Origin of the sequence: Streptococcus parasanguinis (assembly GCF_001069785.1) — a bacterium.
Classification (GTDB): Bacteria; Bacillota; Bacilli; order Lactobacillales; family Streptococcaceae; genus Streptococcus; species Streptococcus parasanguinis_T.
Genome location: NZ_JVSR01000071.1, coordinates 1 through 13,945 on the forward strand (window position 1 = coordinate 1; position 13,945 = coordinate 13,945).

Below are 13,945 nucleotides of genomic sequence, written 5' to 3' on the forward strand. Positions count from 1 at the left end.
GGACGACGAAATCGAATTCTAACGAATTACCGATTTCTGTCCCACTCTCTCTTTTCTTACAACAAATGCGCTTCGTGTTTTTGGAAGACTTCTTTTCCAAGCTCTACTAACTTGGTAATCAAATCTGTATAGTTGAGTCCCATATTGTCCCAAAGCAAGGGATACATAGACCATTGAGTAAATCCTGGCATGGTATTGAGTTCGTTTAAGAAGATCTCTCCTTTATCGGTATAGAAGAAATCACAACGCGCTAAACCTAGACCACCGATCGCACGAAAGGCTTTTTCTGCGTTGGTCCGCATGGTTTTCACAACCTCAGGGTCCAATTGAGCCGGAATCGCCATGGTAATTTTGTTGTCGATGTATTTGGCATCATAATCATAGAAGGCCACATCTTTCACAACTTCACCTGGCAAGGTACTCTTCACATCATAGTTTCCAAGCAGTCCAACTTCGATCTCACGCGCATTGACTCCTTGCTCTACCAAGACACGGCTATCGTATTTGAAGGCCAATTCGAGAGCAGCCCGAAGTTCTGTTTGGTTTTCAGATTTTGAAATCCCTACGCTTGAACCCATATTGGATGGTTTGGTAAAGACAGGATAAGGGAGATTAGCTTCAATTGTAGCAATTTTCTCCTCCAAGTCATCGCCTTCCACTACAGCTACATAAGGAACTTGTGGAATCCCTGCAGACTCCAAGACCCGTTTGGTCGTGATCTTGTCCATCGCAACACTAGAAGCTAGGATACCACAGCCAACATAAGGCATCTTCAAGACTTCTAAGAAGCCTTGAATGGAACCATCTTCTCCCATTGGTCCATGAAGAACTGGAAAGACTACTGCTCCTTCCTTGTAAATCGCAGATGGTGCCACTTTTTTAGACCAGTCCACTGTCTCATTGGTCATCAATTTCTCATCATCCGCTGGTTTCTCTTCAAAAGCTTGCGTCTGGATGAAGTCTCCTGACTGCGTAATAAAGTAGGTTTGAACCGAAAATGCTTGGTAATCAATCGCGCGCATCACGCTTTCTGCTGAAAGAACAGAAACTTCACGTTCTGCACTACGTCCACCATACAACAGGATTAAGTCTTGTTTACTCATAGTTTCTCCCTAATTGTTCCCTTGATTTCTTACTTGATAGTATACCACAATGATAGCCCTTTCGAAAGAACTTCTCTTATAATTCTGTCCGATTTTCAATCGCGCGAAGCAAGGTCACTTCGTCCGCATACTCGATATCGGCTCCAACTGCCAGACCACGTGCCAAACGTGTCACTTTGATCCCTGCTGGCTTGAGCACGCGCGAGATATACATAGATGTTGCTTCCCCGTCTGCTGTCGCATTGGTCGCAACAATGACCTCTGTGACTGTTCCATCCATCAAGCGACTAATCAAACTCTTGAGATTGATATCATCGGGTCCCACGCCATTCATGGGCGAGATCAAGCCATGCAAGACATGGTAACGGCCATGGTATTCCTGGATATTTTCCATAGCAGATACATCCCGGCTATCTTCTACAACAAGAATGAGGGATGGATCCCGCGTTTCATCTCGACAAATCTCGCAGGTTTCTTCATCAGTCAAATTGCCACAAATACTGCAATACCCTAGCTCACGCTTGGCATTTAGTAAGTTCTTGGCAAATTCATTAACATCATCATCTGACATGCCAATCGTGTAAAAAGCAAGACGGGTCGCTGTTTTGATCCCAATTCCTGGCAACTTGGAATAGCTGTCAATTAATTTTGCAATAGGTGCTGGATAAAGCATAGTTTCCTTTCTAATTCATGGGGTGTTTCTGATTGTATAAGTTAATAATGTCACGCGTAATGGAATGACTAACCGTCGCCTGTAGATTGGTATTATGTGGAAAGACCACCGCTACCGCAATCTTTGGATTATTCGATGGGGCATACGCCACCACATTAGTATTAATGGCTTGTTTGCCTCCATCGACAGTGGTTTCAGCTGTACCAGTCTTTGCACTGATGGGCACACTGGCCCCACGACCAACGGTTTTTCCTGTCGTCAACCCACTCGTACCATTGGCCACTTGGTAAAACCCTTGCTTGATCAAAGCCATGTCCTCCGCTGAGATATGGACTTGATTGAGCTCCTTGGCTTCGATCGCTTTTTTCAACTGACCGAGGCCACCTTGATCATTATTGTCATAGATGCCTTCGACGACATGAGGACTCACCCGCTTCCCATCATTTGCAACGGTTGCCGCATACTGAGCTAATTGCATAGGGGTGTAGTTGTCAAACTGGCCAAAGGCATTGGTCAAATAATTACCGACTGTATACTCTTTCGGAATAAAACCGGTCGATTCATTGGGAAGGTCAATCCCCGTTGACGTTCCAAGACCATACTCTGCAAAAGTGGAGCGAAGTTTTTTCATAGCAGGGTCCACTTGATCCACTTGCAAGGTCATATTGGGAGTGTAGGGTTGCCCCATCATCTTAAGGGCAATTTGGACCATATAGGTATTAGAAGAGTATTCCAAAGCTTCTACCGCATTGATCGAACGACTACCGTATTGGGTAAACCAAGAGTTAATCGGTGTTGATCCTGCAAAAACAATGGGCTGATCGGTCAGTACCTGATTGCCGGAAATGGCACCATTTTCCCATCCTGAAGTCAAGGTTGCTCCTTTAACGACCGATCCTGGGACGAAAACATTGGTGACTGTTCCCAAAGCATCGGTTGATAAATCTTGACTACCAGCCTGGTGTTTGATCCCTGCCATGGCAAGGACTTTCCCTGTATCAGGCTCAAGGGCTACAGCATAGACACCTTCGGAGTAGGTCGCATTCCCAGCTTGCAACTCTGCGCTAAAGGCGGAGCGAAGGATATCTTCCACTCCTTTTTGGAAATCCAAATCAATCGAGAGCTTGAGGTTTTCTCCTTTGGCCCCTTTTGAAACGTCGACCACTTTCTCCATGTTGCCATTTTTATCTAGGAGAATTTCTTTTTCACTGCGTTTTCCTTGAAGGACATTTTCGTATTCTTTCTCCAAATAAGAGGTACCAACCCGGTCATTGAGAGCATAGCCTTTTTTGACATAATCTTCAACCTCTTCTGCTGGAAGTCCCGCCTGCTCAGTCGAAACCGTTCCGATGATAGAAGCTAAAGGAGTATCCAAAACCTTGCGGTCCCAGCTGGTCGTGATCGCAATTCCAGGAAGGTCCTGACTGTCAGCCGCGATGGTCGCAATCTGCTCAGCTCCTAGTGCTTGCGTCGAAATAATCCCCGTCGCAAAATTCTCCACAGCATTCATTTGGCTATAAAGATAGATAATCTTTTTCTCATCATCTGTGTAACCGAGTTTTGAAGGGTCAATGCTGTCCACTGCCGCTTGATAGATTTTAGCTTCTGGTAGACGATTGCCATCAGTATCAAATTTCTTTTTCTCAGGCAGGTGCTCTACGACCTCTTGGTAGACTTTGGTATTGGCTAGATAGTAATCCACTTCTTGCCGTTCGGTCACTTGAGGATTTTCTACATCGACATACTGCAAGAGTTTTCCAGCTGTCTCTCGCATTTCTTGGGCCGTCATTTTACGATCCCGCGTAAAGGTCAAGACTTGTTTTCCCACATTTTCCACCAAGGGCTTACCAGAAGCATCATAGATTTGCCCTCGCACACTCCCTTGTTTGACCGTCTTTTTGGTAGCTTTTGCCAATTTATCCGTATAGTAGGCTTGGTGAGAGATCTGCATATAGCCAAGTCGGGCAATCAGAACCAAAAAAAGAAGGCAAATCAAACTAAACAGCAGATAGAGTCTGCGTGTTATCGAATGATTCTCAAACTTCCGTATTTTCTTCTTCATGAAATGTTCTATCCTTCTTTTCTAATCAACACTTACCTTCCATTTTACTATTTTTCCCAGAGTATCTCAAGAAAAGGAAGAGGCCTTTCCTGGAATTTTATAAAGAAAAAAGATTGGACAGGCTCGTCCAATCTCTTCTTTTAATAGGTCACAACATTGATTTTTCCTTTGTCATACTCCGCAATGAAAATATCCAAAACATTATCATAGCCTTCTTTTTCCAATTCAGCCAACAACCACTCTTCACTTTTTCCAATTGTTTCCAAAATTTCAAGCTGAACCACTCCATCCGTAATGATCGGATATTTAGGATTTTCATCCCCCGCACGGACAATAATCAATTGACCATTTTGTTCAATAACGGCGCGCTTCACATCTTTTAATTGAAAAATCCCTTGTCCACGTAGTTTCAAAGCAACATCTGAAGCAGAAAGTCCTTTGGAACGACAAGCTTCCGGATCCAGTTTCCCATTTTTAATGATGACAGTTGGTTTTCCATCAATCAAGTGCTTCATAAAACGAACATTGGTATTGAGCCATTTTAAGAGCAAGATCAAAATAGTCCACATCAAGAGAATCACAATGTATTGAAGAATGGTAATGGAGCTATTGTAGATGACCCCACCAATAATTCCCCCAAGAACAAAGTTCTGTATCTGGTCTACTGCAGAACTTGGTGCTAAGTTTCCTTTCCCGGTCACATTGATTACAAATACCAAGGAAATCAAGCCGATAGCTAATTTAATCAAAATGGCTAAAAAATCTACTGTCATTTGTTCACCTCCACAAGTTCCACGTCTGTTTTATACAGATCCATCTTTTCTAATAGGTAGTTATCTGGGTCAGATCCTGCGATAGCTCGGTAATAAACCTCTCCAACCTTCAGGATCGCCCCATCTGTGGCTGCTGAAGTATTGACATAGACATCTTCTTTTTTGACATCCAACTCCTTTGAGATGACCTCAATAAAATGGAGTGAGAGTTGGAACTGATCATTATTACTTTGGCTATTTTGGAAATTGCTGATACTGATCAAGACCACTGCCACCAGAGTTAAAATGGAGATAATAGATAATTCGCGGAATTTGCTATCGTGCTTCTCCCGATAGGCTTTCACCGCAAAAAAACCAGTCAGAAGAACAAGCAAGCCAGATATCCCAATGGTCACCCAGTTTTGCTGGCTGATCTGACCCAACACATAGTTATAAGAGTAAAATTTCATAAACAACTCCCTTTTTCCAAATGAATTCAAGCTATTATAATAGATTTCACAAGAGATTTCAAGGCATTGTGATCAGAAAATCATTAAAATTTTGTTATAATAAAACTATCAATTATGTCAAGAAAAGGAAACACAATGAAACTCATTTCATGGAATATCGACTCGCTTAATGCTGCATTGACCAGCGATTCAGCACGCGCTAAACTTTCTCAAGAAGTCCTCCAAACCTTGGTTGCTGAGGATGCGGATATCATTGCCATTCAAGAAACCAAGTTATCCGCCAAAGGACCTACCAAAAAACACCTTGAAATCCTTGAGGAACTCTTCCCTGGCTATGAAAACACCTGGCGCTCTTCTCAAGAACCGGCTCGTAAAGGCTACGCTGGAACCATGTTCCTCTATAAAAAAGAGCTCACACCCGTTGTGACTTTCCCAGAGATCGGAGCCCCTTCGACCATGGACTTGGAAGGTCGGATCATTACACTAGAATTTGATCACTTTTTCGTGACTCAGGTCTACACACCAAACGCTGGTGATGGACTCAAACGTTTGGAAGAACGTCAAGTCTGGGATGTCAAATATGCGGAATACTTGACTGAACTAGACAAGCAAAAGCCTGTTCTTGCTACTGGAGACTACAACGTGGCCCACAAGGAAATCGACCTTGCCAACCCTGCCAGCAACCGTCGTTCACCAGGTTTCACAGACGAAGAACGTGCAGGCTTTACCAACCTTTTAGCAGCAGGCTTTACAGATACCTTCCGCCACCTCCACGGAGATGTACCGGAGCGTTACACTTGGTGGGCACAACGCAGCAAGACTTCAAAAATCAACAATACAGGCTGGAGAATCGACTATTGGTTAACCTCAAACCGCATTGCAGATAAGGTTACTAAATCAGACATGATTGACTCAGGCGCACGCCAAGACCACACACCGATTGTCTTGGAAATTGAATTATAAGGATTTTCTTTATGAACTACAATGCAGTAATTCCCGAGTTTATGGTTTCGAATATAGAACAGTCCCGTTCCTTCTACTGTGATTTGCTCGGTTTCACCATCGAATACGAGCGCCCAGAAGAAAAATTTCTCTTCCTGTCTCTTGAAGATTGCCAGCTCATGCTAGAGGAGGGGACAGTTGAAGAATTAGCTGAACTAACCTACCCATTTGGCCAAGGAATTAACATCTCCTTTGGTATAGAGGATGTCCCTAGGCTCTATCAGAAATTGTTAGAAGCCAACTATCCTATTCATCGCCCATTAATTAAAAGAAAATTTCGTGTTGACGACCATTATATCTATCCTCATGAATTTGCAATTCTGGATCCAGATGGCTATTTTTTAAGATTTAGTGAATAAGAAAATAGATCACTAGAGTAGAAAAAGAAACAAAAAAAGAAAGAGACTAATCACATTGATTAGTCTCTTTTAGTTTTTTAAGGATTATTTCCCCGGAGTATTCGGATCTAGGCCCCAAGATTGCTCGAGAACAGGTCTTAAGGATTTAATCATATCTTCTGAACCTTGGATTATGATTGTGTATACTTTATCTCCTTTTTGGAATACCCATACGTATAAAGTACTCCCATCTTTAACTGTTACTTTTATTAAGAAAGCGTCCCCACCGGCAAATATAGCTTTTACACCTTCTATACTAGTTCGATTTTTGTGTTTTCCGAATGAGCTATATAAACGGTTCGCAAGTAACTCTGCGTCAAAGGTTTCGTTGGGGCCAAGTTTAACAGTATCTTTAGTGTTTGAATCCATTATTAACGCATTGTTTTTGTCTGGTGATAAATATTCGAGCGCTTTGCTACTTCGAGTAGTGCGTACGACCCAATCTTTAGGGATATTGATATAACCAAATTTTTCATTTCCGATACGTTGAGTATCTGCAAGGGATATTTCTTTTGCCCCAGAAGAAGACCCAGGAGTTGTTGTTTGAGTTGTTGTCGTTGGTGCATCCGTAGTTTCTTTAGTGACTTCAGTTGTTGGTGCTGCTGTAGTTTCGTTTGTTTTCTTTTCTCTATTTTCCGCATGCTGCTAGTATAAATGCAGATAGGAGCGTCATAGAACCTAATAAGATTTTGTTTTTCACAATGCTTAACCTCCTTAAGTGGTTGACTTACAAATATTTTATCATTTTTTAGAGTTTATTTAAATAGGAAACGTTTTCGCTAAAAAGCATAGGGTACAACAAAAGAGAATTTCTTGTTGGCGACCATTATATCTATCCTCATGAATTTGCAGTTTTAGATCCAGATGGCTATTTTTTAAGATTTAGTGAATAGAATGATGATCACCCGTCTATAGTTAAGAGGCTGGGCCAAAAGTCCTAGCCTCTTAACTGTTTTTGGATTGCCGAGCAAGATGCAGTGGTTGATCTATCTTTCATCTAAAAGAACGAGATGGACTAACATTCGATACCTAAAAAACCGGAACCCTCACATGAAGGTTCCGACTTTTTTTATCCTCATTGATGGAACAATGATTGATTTATTTTTTCTTTTCGATGTGATCTTTGAGATCTTCTTGAGCTTTTTTATTGGATTCTGCTTTTTTCTTCAACCATTCTTCTTTGGCCTTGTTAAAGTCTTTTGTTGTGACAACATCTTTGGACATTTCAAGGTATTTGTAGAAGGTTCCTGTTCCTTTTGTACCAACCCATGAAGCAGCACGGCTGTATGGTACGGTCCGTTGAAGCATTGGAGCACCACCATTTGAAACAGTTGGAAGCGTAATCGAGCTATCTGTCAACCATGCTTGCGCTGCTGCATATTTTTCATAGCGTTTAGCTTGATCCAACAATTCAGCATCGGCGTCTTTCAACATGTTAGCGTATTGATCCAAACCAACTGTTGCAATGGCTGGATTGTTTGAACCTGCATCAATACCAAGATAGTAGAAGACAGAACCATTTACTGGGCTGATACTTTCGAGGTAAGTCGATGGGTCTTGGTAGTCAGGAGCCCAACCACCGCCTGAGATATCGTAATCTCTCGCAGCAGCAGTATCGCTGAAGTAGGTGATATTTTGGAAATCATCATCCGAAACCTTTTGAAGGTCTACAACGACATTGTCTGCACCAAGCGCTGACTCTACAGATTGTTTGAAGGAGCTAGCTTGTTGGACCATGCTGTTGTCCACTTGGCTGACAATGTAGTCCAAATGAATTGGGAATTGAACGCCTTGTTTTTGCAATTCAGCTTTGGCTTTCGCAAATGAAGCTTTGGCTTTTTCTGGGTTGTAAAGGCTAGTTTGACCATCGGCCAGGCTCACACCCTTCCATTGATCCCCATAGGTAACCAATTGTTTTTCAACGACCTTACCAAAATCTTCTCCATTGACTTGGACATAAGTTGGTGGTACCAAGGTGCTACGAAGGGTATTTTCAGCCGCATCAGATCCAGATACCTGTGCCGCATATGATTTGCGGTCAAAGCCAAAGTTCACCGCTTGACGGAAGTCCTTGTTCAAGATTGCTTTCTTGGTAGAAGCTTTTTGTTCATCCGTTGTTTTGGCAGTGTGGTCATACTTTTGACGGTCCAAGTTGAATCCAAGATAGTAGGATGTTCCTAATTGCAAACCGTAGACAATGTTGTCGCCAAAGTTTTTCTTAACGCTCTTATACGTCGAACTGTTTGGCATAACAGATGCAAAGGAATATTGACCTTTTTCAAAGTTTTTAATGATAGAATCTGGGTTTGATCCATCGTTAAAGGTCAATTTGACATGATCGATATGAACATTTTTCGCATCGTAATAGTCTTTGTTCTTGACCAATTCAATCTCAGATTTTGAAGTCAATGATTTCAAGTAGAATGGACCATTGTATAAGATGCTGCTAGGTTTCAACGAACCAAAATCTTTCCCTTGAGATTTCAAGAAATCCGCATTGACTGGGAAAAGAACACCTGAGGTTGTTTTTGAGTTCCAGAAGCTTTCTGGACGAACCAAAGTATATTGGATGGTGTGGTCGTCTAAGGCTTTGACTCCAACTGTGTTAAAGTCTTTGGTTTCCCCTTTTACGTAGGCATCCAAACCTTTGATCGAATTTTGAATCAAGAAGAGACCTTCTGATTTAGACTCAACCGCGTGTTTGATCCCTGTAACAAAGTCTTGAGCCGTTACAGCACCATATTCTTCTCCTTCACTCGTATACCATTTGGCATCCTTACGAAGTTTGTAAGTATAGGTTAATCCATCTTCAGAGACAGTCCAATCTTCTGCTAGACTTGGCACAAAGTTTCCGTATCGGTCGTTTTCAAGAAGACCATCTACAAGGTTACTTGTGACATCTGAAGTCGTTGTACGAGTTGCAGCGATGTAATCCAAGGTATTTGGATCTGCTGAATAGACGAATGAGTAGGTTGCTTGATTGCTACTACCACCGCCACATGCTGCTAAAAGAAAGGCACCTGCAACAGAAACTCCTGCAAGAGCTAACAGTTTTTTTGCTTTCATCACTATCTCCTTATGTTAGATTTTCTACCATTATACACTATTTCTTAAAAAAAACCAAATTTATTTAAAAAAAGTTCGTTATTTCTGAATGAATATAATAAGATATAAAGAAAAAGCATCTTGAAATCGATCTCAAAGAAGCCGGATAGAGGAGTCTAGGCACCTACCACCAGATCCAACATAGATATCACCTTTCAATCCTTTTAATAAATATACGTTTCATTACAAAAAAAGAACCTCTGCTCTTTCGAGCAGAGGAACTAATTCCTAATCAAAATGATAGAGTTGTGGATACTGGTCACATTCAGGATTTTTAGGATGGCAGATGGCCCGTCCAAAATAAATCATGGCTTGATGGGCCGCTAGCCATTCGCTCTTTGGCAGAACATCCATGACCCGCTTTTCAACTTCCAATGGCGTCGCTGATTTCTTGACGATATCATGGTGCTTGCAGATCCGCTCCACATGGGTATCGACAGCAAAAGCTGGAATCCCAAATCCTACACTCATAACCACATTAGCTGTCTTGCGTCCTACTCCTGCTAGACTTTCTAACTCTTCACGAGTCTGAGGCACTTGACCATCAAAATTGTCTAGCAATTGCTGGGCACATTTTTTGAGAAATTTGGCCTTATTTCGATAGAGGCCTAATTTAGAAATATGCTTGGCGATATCAGCTTCACTGGCTGCTGCCATGGCTTGTGGGGTTGGAAAAGCCGCAAACAAACCTGGTGTCGCTTTGTTAACAGCCGCGTCTGTCGTCTGAGCTGAGAGCATGACTGCCACTAGTAATTCAAAATGATTACGGAAATCCAGACTTGGCTTGGCATCTGGAAAGAGGGCGATAATTTCTTCAATCACATGACGTGCCCGTTTCTTTGATAAAACCATATTCTCTCCTTTACATTACTAGTCTTTATTATAGCATGAAAGTTCTCTATTTCTGAAAGAATCGGCTTCAGAAAAAGACTAGTCCGTAGACGAGTCCTTTTCAATTAGTCTATAAAATGAGTATGCTTGGTAATCCATTGAGTGACCTTGATATTTAACCAGAACACATAGATCCCAAATGTAATGATGGTAAAGAACCACCATTTGATCCAATTTCCAAATAACTGCATAGCCGTGCCGTCAAAGTACTGACGACGACCATCAATCACGGTATGCTTGACCTTCCAGTTATACATAATGCACACACCCCAAGGAGCACAAATCCCAAAAGTAAATACTGTAATGAAGGTTGCTAATAAAACATGGCCAATATATGAAAATAGGCCTCCATCAAAATACGATTCACGATACATGTTCAATTTCCCTATATTTTTTCTACACCAATCTCTTCAAAAAGGTAATCAGGGTTTGAGCAGAGCGTTCACCAGCCTCTACGATAAATTCATCAAATGAAATGTTGGCTGCGTGATCTGCCGTATCACTCATAGCTCGAATGACCATGAAGGGACGTCCAGCTGCATGAGCGGCTTGGGCAATAGCTGCCCCTTCCATTTCAACTGCCAAGACTTCTGGGAAATGTTCCCGAATGGCTGCGACTTTTTCTTCACTCGCGATAAAGCTATCTCCTGTTGTAATCAAGCCTACATGTGTGGTTGCAGCTTCTTCTTCCAGAACTTTTTTCATTTCTGATACAAAATAGCGACTGGATTCAAAGTAAAGTGGTTGACCTGCCATTTGACCATACTTATAGCCAAAGGCTGTCACATCCACATCATGATAGGCCAATTTGTCCGCAAGGACGATATCCCCAACAGTCATTCCTGGGGCAACGGCACCTGCAGAACCCGTATTGATAATGGCTTCCACTTTGAAATCATTGGCCAAAACTGCTACGCTCATAGCAGACATGACTTTTCCGATACCACTTTCCACCAAAACGACCTCATGGCGTCCAATTGATCCTGTATAGTAGACTTTTCCAAGACGCAGATGCTTTTCCCCATTTTCAAGGGCTTCAACCAAGATCTTCAACTCCTGGGGCATGGCTGCAATAATTCCAATTTTCATGTCATTTCTCTCCTTGTGACGACCTTATAGACGCCAAATAGCAATGATCAAGGCAATGAGGAGCACAATGATCCAGAACAAAATCTTATTGAGTTTGGATTGGACCACGCTTTGTTTGCGTTCTTCAATGCGACGACTCTTGGTCACTGTGGGCTCCACTTGGATCTGCACAGTATCCTGAGAATAACGCTCTTGTGGACGCTCCATACGACTCTCTCTCATAGGACGTTCATAGCCAAATCCTCTGTGGTCTGTCCGAATAATTTTCGTCTCTTCCGCATCGACCATATTAGGACCGGTGATGTCCTCACCTCGCCTTGCTCGTTCAATCATTTCATCGGTTAATAAAGGTTTTCCCATCGGATCCTCCTCTATTTATTGATTAAGTCCCAATATTGAATAGCCATGATGGTCTTGGCATCACAGATTTCACCTGAAAGGATCAAATCTTTCGCTTCCTTCAAGGTCACTTCTAATAACTCTAAGGTCTCATCCGCATCTTGTGGACGTGGATTTTCCACCTTTTTCAAGTTAGTCGCACCATAAAGTTTGATCCGCTCATTACAAAATCCAATAGCTGAATAAAAATCATACAACAACTCTAGATCCGCTGTGTAGCCAATTTCTTCTTCCAACTCACGCAGAGCAGCCGCTTTAGGATCTGCATTTTCTCCCTTTTCTAACTTCCCTGCTGGAATCTCCACCGAGGTCCGTTCAATCGCCTTGCGGTACTGCTTGACCAAGATCGTTTTCCCATCTTCTGTGATCGGCAAAACCGCTACTGCTCCGTTATGGAAGATTAAATCACGCTGCGCTTGGCCTTTTCCAGCGGGTAGTTCTACTTGATCAGTGACCACTTGGAAAATCGGTCCCTGATAAATCTCCTTGCGCTCAATGGTTTTTTCTTCAAATTGCATGAGAATCTCCTATTTATTTTTAGGATGGTGTGGCAAGCGAAGGGCATACTCTTCTTTATTCACTTGACGGCCACGACCAATCGCAATCGCATCAGCTGGTACATCCTTGGTAATGGTTGATCCAGCACCGACTAAGGAATTGTCGCCTAATTCAACTGGCGCAATAATCGTCGAATTGGATCCGACAAAGACATTGTTTCCAATCGTCGTTTTAAACTTGTGTTGGCCATCATAATTCACTGTGATGGTTCCTGCACCAAAATTAACGTTGCTGCCAACTTGGCAGTTGCCAATGTAAGTCAAATGACCAGCTTTGGTATTTTCGCCAATAGACGAACCTTTGACTTCGACAAAGTTTCCAATATGGACATCTTTGGCGAGGCTAGAACCTGGACGAATATGAGCAAATGGTCCTACCGTTACGCCATCGGCTACCGTGCTCTCTTCAATCATAGAGTTGGTGATGACAGCACCTGCACCAATTTCACTGTCCACGATATAGGTGCCATTGGTTAAAACGGTCTCAGCCCCAATTTTTGTGTGCCCTTTTAGGGTAACATTGGCTTCGATTTGCACTTCTGGTGCGATCTCAACATCGACATCGATATAGGCCGCATCTGGATCGACAAAGCTCACCCCATTGACCATGTGGGCTTGGTTAATGCGACGACGCATGATGCCTTCTGCTGTTGCAAGGGCCACGCGGTCGTTAACCCCAAGACTTTCATCAAAATCTTTGAGCGTATAGGCCCCGACTTTTTCACCAGCCTCGCGGAAAATACCGATGACATCCGTGATATAGTATTCACCTTGGGCATTGTTTGTGTTGATATTTTTCAAAGCTTCAAAGAGGCGCGCATTGTCAAAGACATAAGTTCCTGTATTGATTTCTTTGATTTGTTTTTCAAAATCTGTCGCATCCTTTTGCTCGACGATTCGAAGCACTTCCGCATTATCATTGCGGACAATCCGACCATAGCCAAATGGATTGGCTGCTTCGGCTGTCAAAATGGTTGCCACATTTTTGTGGTTGATATGAAAATCGATCAAGTGTTTGAGGCTTTCACCCGTAATCAAAGGAGTATCACCTGCGATGACAAGGGTGTGGCCTTCAAGAGCTTCCAAGACTGGCTCTGCCATCATAACTGCATGACCAGTTCCCAACTGCTCCGTTTGCTTAACAAAGTCTGTTTGTCCCGCTAAGACTTGCTCTACCAATTCCGCCTTGTGGCCCACAACCGTCACAGTCTTTTCAGGTGAGATGGCTCCAACACTACGGAAAACATGTTCCAACATGGAGATCCCTGCGACCTTGTGAAGAACCTTGGGCAGATCTGATTTCATACGGGTACCTTTTCCCGCTGCTAAAATAATGGCATAATTTGGCATAACATTTCTCTTTTCTGTACAATATCGCTTACATTATACCATTTTTTAGCCCTTTTGGAAAATAAGACCCAGATCAAAAAACTCTCCTAGAAGG

General features: G+C 42.5%; 14 protein-coding genes and 1 pseudogene. 3 read left to right on the forward strand and 12 right to left on the reverse strand.

The window, feature by feature from the left end; translation table 11 throughout:
- Positions 1-56: 56 nt before the first annotated feature.
- The 5 genes from ADG03_RS05705 to ADG03_RS05725 form a co-directional block, all read right to left on the reverse strand.
- Positions 57-1,103: a D-alanine--D-alanine ligase gene (locus tag ADG03_RS05705; protein ID WP_049473174.1), complete on the reverse strand. Its 1,047-nt coding sequence runs from the start codon at positions 1,101-1,103 to the stop codon at positions 57-59.
- 76 nt (positions 1,104-1,179) lie between these two features.
- Positions 1,180-1,776 (reverse strand): recombination mediator RecR, encoded by a 597-nt coding sequence (gene recR / locus ADG03_RS05710; protein WP_003002450.1) that lies wholly within the window; start codon positions 1,774-1,776, stop codon positions 1,180-1,182.
- Positions 1,777-1,786: 10 nt separating this feature from the next.
- Positions 1,787-3,838 carry a penicillin-binding protein PBP2B gene (pbp2b, locus tag ADG03_RS05715; RefSeq protein WP_049473173.1) on the reverse strand — a complete coding sequence of 684 codons (2,052 nt, stop codon included), beginning with the start codon at positions 3,836-3,838 and terminating at the stop codon, positions 1,787-1,789.
- 140 nt (positions 3,839-3,978) lie between these two features.
- Positions 3,979-4,611: a DUF421 domain-containing protein gene (locus tag ADG03_RS05720; RefSeq protein WP_049473172.1), complete on the reverse strand. Its 633-nt coding sequence runs from the start codon at positions 4,609-4,611 to the stop codon at positions 3,979-3,981.
- Positions 4,608-5,060: a DUF3290 family protein gene (locus tag ADG03_RS05725; RefSeq protein WP_049473171.1), complete on the reverse strand. Its 453-nt coding sequence runs from the start codon at positions 5,058-5,060 to the stop codon at positions 4,608-4,610. Before ADG03_RS05725 ends, ADG03_RS05720 begins: the two co-directional genes overlap by 4 nt.
- A gap of 135 nt (positions 5,061-5,195) precedes the next feature.
- Between ADG03_RS05725 and ADG03_RS05730 the strand changes: the two genes are divergently transcribed.
- The 3 genes and pseudogenes from ADG03_RS05730 to ADG03_RS11195 all read left to right on the forward strand — a co-directional run.
- On the forward strand, positions 5,196-6,023 hold the full coding sequence (locus tag ADG03_RS05730; RefSeq protein WP_049473170.1) for an exodeoxyribonuclease III: 828 nt from the start codon (positions 5,196-5,198) through the stop codon (positions 6,021-6,023).
- 11 nt (positions 6,024-6,034) lie between these two features.
- Positions 6,035-6,421 (forward strand): bleomycin resistance protein, encoded by a 387-nt coding sequence (locus tag ADG03_RS05735; protein ID WP_021152848.1) that lies wholly within the window; start codon positions 6,035-6,037, stop codon positions 6,419-6,421.
- A gap of 839 nt (positions 6,422-7,260) precedes the next feature.
- A pseudogene (locus tag ADG03_RS11195) lies at positions 7,261-7,353 on the forward strand (bleomycin resistance protein); the annotation flags it as partial.
- A gap of 205 nt (positions 7,354-7,558) precedes the next feature.
- On the opposite strand, the gene ADG03_RS05745 reads toward ADG03_RS11195, so the two are convergent.
- From ADG03_RS05745 to glmU, 7 genes are all read right to left on the reverse strand, one after another.
- Positions 7,559-9,526, reverse strand: coding sequence for a peptide ABC transporter substrate-binding protein (locus ADG03_RS05745; RefSeq protein ID WP_049473169.1), 1,968 nt, complete (start codon positions 9,524-9,526; stop codon positions 7,559-7,561).
- A gap of 267 nt (positions 9,527-9,793) precedes the next feature.
- The gene (gene nth / locus ADG03_RS05750) at positions 9,794-10,417 is read right to left on the reverse strand and encodes an endonuclease III (RefSeq protein WP_003006251.1); all 624 of its coding nucleotides are present in this window, start codon (positions 10,415-10,417) and stop codon (positions 9,794-9,796) included.
- Between the two features lie 104 nt (positions 10,418-10,521).
- Complete coding sequence (locus tag ADG03_RS05755) at positions 10,522-10,830, reverse strand: YjgN family protein (RefSeq protein ID WP_049473168.1); 309 nt, start codon at positions 10,828-10,830, stop codon at positions 10,522-10,524.
- Between the two features lie 22 nt (positions 10,831-10,852).
- The gene (locus ADG03_RS05760) at positions 10,853-11,545 is read right to left on the reverse strand and encodes a 5'-methylthioadenosine/adenosylhomocysteine nucleosidase (protein ID WP_049473167.1); all 693 of its coding nucleotides are present in this window, start codon (positions 11,543-11,545) and stop codon (positions 10,853-10,855) included.
- 24 nt (positions 11,546-11,569) lie between these two features.
- The gene (macP, locus tag ADG03_RS05765; protein ID WP_024055894.1) at positions 11,570-11,905 is read right to left on the reverse strand and encodes a cell wall synthase accessory phosphoprotein MacP; all 336 of its coding nucleotides are present in this window, start codon (positions 11,903-11,905) and stop codon (positions 11,570-11,572) included.
- Between the two features lie 11 nt (positions 11,906-11,916).
- Positions 11,917-12,462 (reverse strand): NUDIX hydrolase, encoded by a 546-nt coding sequence (locus ADG03_RS05770; RefSeq protein ID WP_003002456.1) that lies wholly within the window; start codon positions 12,460-12,462, stop codon positions 11,917-11,919.
- Positions 12,463-12,471: 9 nt separating this feature from the next.
- Positions 12,472-13,851 carry a bifunctional UDP-N-acetylglucosamine diphosphorylase/glucosamine-1-phosphate N-acetyltransferase GlmU gene (glmU, locus tag ADG03_RS05775; RefSeq protein WP_049473166.1) on the reverse strand — a complete coding sequence of 460 codons (1,380 nt, stop codon included), beginning with the start codon at positions 13,849-13,851 and terminating at the stop codon, positions 12,472-12,474.
- Positions 13,852-13,945: the final 94 nt, after the last annotated feature.

What these genes read in the sequence shown, in the direction of transcription:
- ADG03_RS05705 (WP_049473174.1), bottom strand. Translation starts at nt 1,103, where the DNA reads ATGAGTAAACAAGACTTAATCCTGTTGTATGGTGGACGTAGTGCAGAA.
- recR (WP_003002450.1), bottom strand. Translation starts at nt 1,776, where the DNA reads ATGCTTTATCCAGCACCTATTGCAAAATTAATTGACAGCTATTCCAAG.
- pbp2b (WP_049473173.1), bottom strand. Translation starts at nt 3,838, where the DNA reads ATGAAGAAGAAAATACGGAAGTTTGAGAATCATTCGATAACACGCAGA.
- ADG03_RS05720 (WP_049473172.1), bottom strand. Translation starts at nt 4,611, where the DNA reads ATGACAGTAGATTTTTTAGCCATTTTGATTAAATTAGCTATCGGCTTG.
- ADG03_RS05725 (WP_049473171.1), bottom strand. Translation starts at nt 5,060, where the DNA reads ATGAAATTTTACTCTTATAACTATGTGTTGGGTCAGATCAGCCAGCAA.
- ADG03_RS05730 (WP_049473170.1), top strand. Translation starts at nt 5,196, where the DNA reads ATGAAACTCATTTCATGGAATATCGACTCGCTTAATGCTGCATTGACC.
- ADG03_RS05735 (WP_021152848.1), top strand. Translation starts at nt 6,035, where the DNA reads ATGAACTACAATGCAGTAATTCCCGAGTTTATGGTTTCGAATATAGAA.
- ADG03_RS05745 (WP_049473169.1), bottom strand. Translation starts at nt 9,526, where the DNA reads ATGAAAGCAAAAAAACTGTTAGCTCTTGCAGGAGTTTCTGTTGCAGGT.
- nth (WP_003006251.1), bottom strand. Translation starts at nt 10,417, where the DNA reads ATGGTTTTATCAAAGAAACGGGCACGTCATGTGATTGAAGAAATTATC.
- ADG03_RS05755 (WP_049473168.1), bottom strand. Translation starts at nt 10,830, where the DNA reads ATGTATCGTGAATCGTATTTTGATGGAGGCCTATTTTCATATATTGGC.
- ADG03_RS05760 (WP_049473167.1), bottom strand. Translation starts at nt 11,545, where the DNA reads ATGAAAATTGGAATTATTGCAGCCATGCCCCAGGAGTTGAAGATCTTG.
- macP (WP_024055894.1), bottom strand. Translation starts at nt 11,905, where the DNA reads ATGGGAAAACCTTTATTAACCGATGAAATGATTGAACGAGCAAGGCGA.
- ADG03_RS05770 (WP_003002456.1), bottom strand. Translation starts at nt 12,462, where the DNA reads ATGCAATTTGAAGAAAAAACCATTGAGCGCAAGGAGATTTATCAGGGA.
- glmU (WP_049473166.1), bottom strand. Translation starts at nt 13,851, where the DNA reads ATGCCAAATTATGCCATTATTTTAGCAGCGGGAAAAGGTACCCGTATG.